General features: G+C 30.7%; 1 protein-coding gene. It reads left to right on the top strand.

Annotated elements, in window-relative coordinates; all coding sequences use genetic code 11:
- Positions 1 to 127: 127 nt before the first annotated feature.
- Positions 128 to 1,695 (top strand): IS3-like element ISSau2 family transposase gene (locus tag JV528_RS04305; RefSeq protein ID WP_118848008.1). Its coding sequence is split into 2 segments (ribosomal slippage): positions 128 to 803 and positions 803 to 1,695, totalling 1,569 coding nucleotides; the frame shifts between segments, so codons are not numbered across the junction.
- The last annotated feature ends 59 nt before the right edge of the window (positions 1,696 to 1,754 follow it).

The following is a 1,754-nucleotide window of genomic DNA, read 5'->3' as shown; positions in this document are numbered from 1 at the left end:
AAAACGTTTTCACTTCGCCAACCCATTTTTAATTTTTTTTTCTTTTTATTTTTACGTTTTAGACATAAAAAAAAGAGACCTTGCGGTCTAAATGTGAAATGCTCCCTTCAAAGTAGACATTGAAAAAATGAAAACTTTGAAGGGAGCTTTATTTATGTCAATAAAACCTAAAGTAGACATAGATGTACTGCTATATATGTTTCAAGAATATGAAAAAGGCGTGTCGTTTCAATACTTAATCGATACATTACAATTAGATATTAATGTCAATACTTTGTATCCTAAGTATAAATATTATAAAACCCATGGTATTGAAACACTACTTACACAAAAACAATACAATCACTATTCAAAGGAACTAAAATTAAAAGTTGTAAATGAATATTTGAATTCAAATCAATCAACCCAAGATCTCGCAATCAAATACAATATTCGTAGTTCGACACAAGTCAAAAATTGGATAAAAATGTATACTGTAGGAAAAGAGATTAAGAGTCAATCTCCGAAAACTGGGGTGTATATCATGAAAGCAAGAAAAACCACATTTGAAGAACGTGTCACAATTGTTGAATATTACTTGAATCATAAACAATCTTATAGAGAAGTTGCAGAACACTTTAATATCTCATACGGTCAAATTTACCAGTGGGTTCAAAAGTATCAAGCACATGGTAAAAATGGATTAGTAGATGGCAGAGGCAAAGGAAAACCGAAATCTATTATGACGCCAGAAGAACAAAAGGAAGCTGAAATTCAAGCATTAAAAGCACAAAATCGATTATTAGAGATGGAAAATGACGTTTTAAAAAAGTTTCAAGCATTGGAAAGAGAGATGATTCAAAGAGAAAACAAATCACGGCATACAAAACGATTGAAGCGTTAAAACATCAATACCCTATCCAACGCTTGTGTCGTATTTTAGGCATTTCTAGAGCGAGTTATTATAAGTGGGTACATTATCAATCGAGTGAACTTGAATTAGAGAATGAACAACTTAAGCGAGAAATAGAATCAATCTATCATAAGTATAACGGTATTTATGGCTATCGTCGCATTTATATCTATATTCGATTAAAACTAGGTAAACAAGTAAACCGAAAGCGAATTTATCGTTTGATGAAAGAACTTAATTTAAAAGCGGTAATACGTCAAAAGCGAAAACCTTATCGCCGTTCAACGCCACAAATCACATCAGAAAATAAGCTTAATCGACAATTTGACATTGATACGCCAAATAAAGTTTGGTTAACAGATGTAACAGAATTTAAAATCAAAGAAGGTAGTAAGATATATTTGAGTGCCATTTATGACTTAGGTGTTAAACGTATTGTTAGTTATGAGCTAGGCCCTTCTAACAATAATCAATTAGTATTTAAAACATTCAATCAAGCGATAGAAAAAGTAGAAAATACCAAAGGTATTTTATTTCATAGTGACCGAGGTTTTCAATATACATCGAAAACATTTAAACATATGTTGGATGAATGTGACATGATTCAAAGTATGTCACGTGTTAGCAAATGTATCGATAACGGTCCAATGGAAGGTGTATGGGGTACAATAAAAAGTGAAATTTTTAGAGGAAATAAGCACTTTAAATTTAATAGTGTAGAAGAAGCTACAAAAACAATTCATGATTTTATTCTTTTCTTTAATCATGAAAGAATTACATTAAAAATGGCTGATTCTGTATAACAACAAAACCAACCATTAATTTTAATTATTTAATTGTCTACTAGACTGGGTGCAGTTCA

This window comes from Staphylococcus sp. GDB20D11A (assembly GCF_016893255.1).
GTDB lineage: Bacteria > Bacillota > Bacilli > Staphylococcales > Staphylococcaceae > Staphylococcus > Staphylococcus aureus.
Note: the sequence above shows the minus strand (reverse complement) of the source record. Positions and strands in the feature narration are given on the sequence as shown.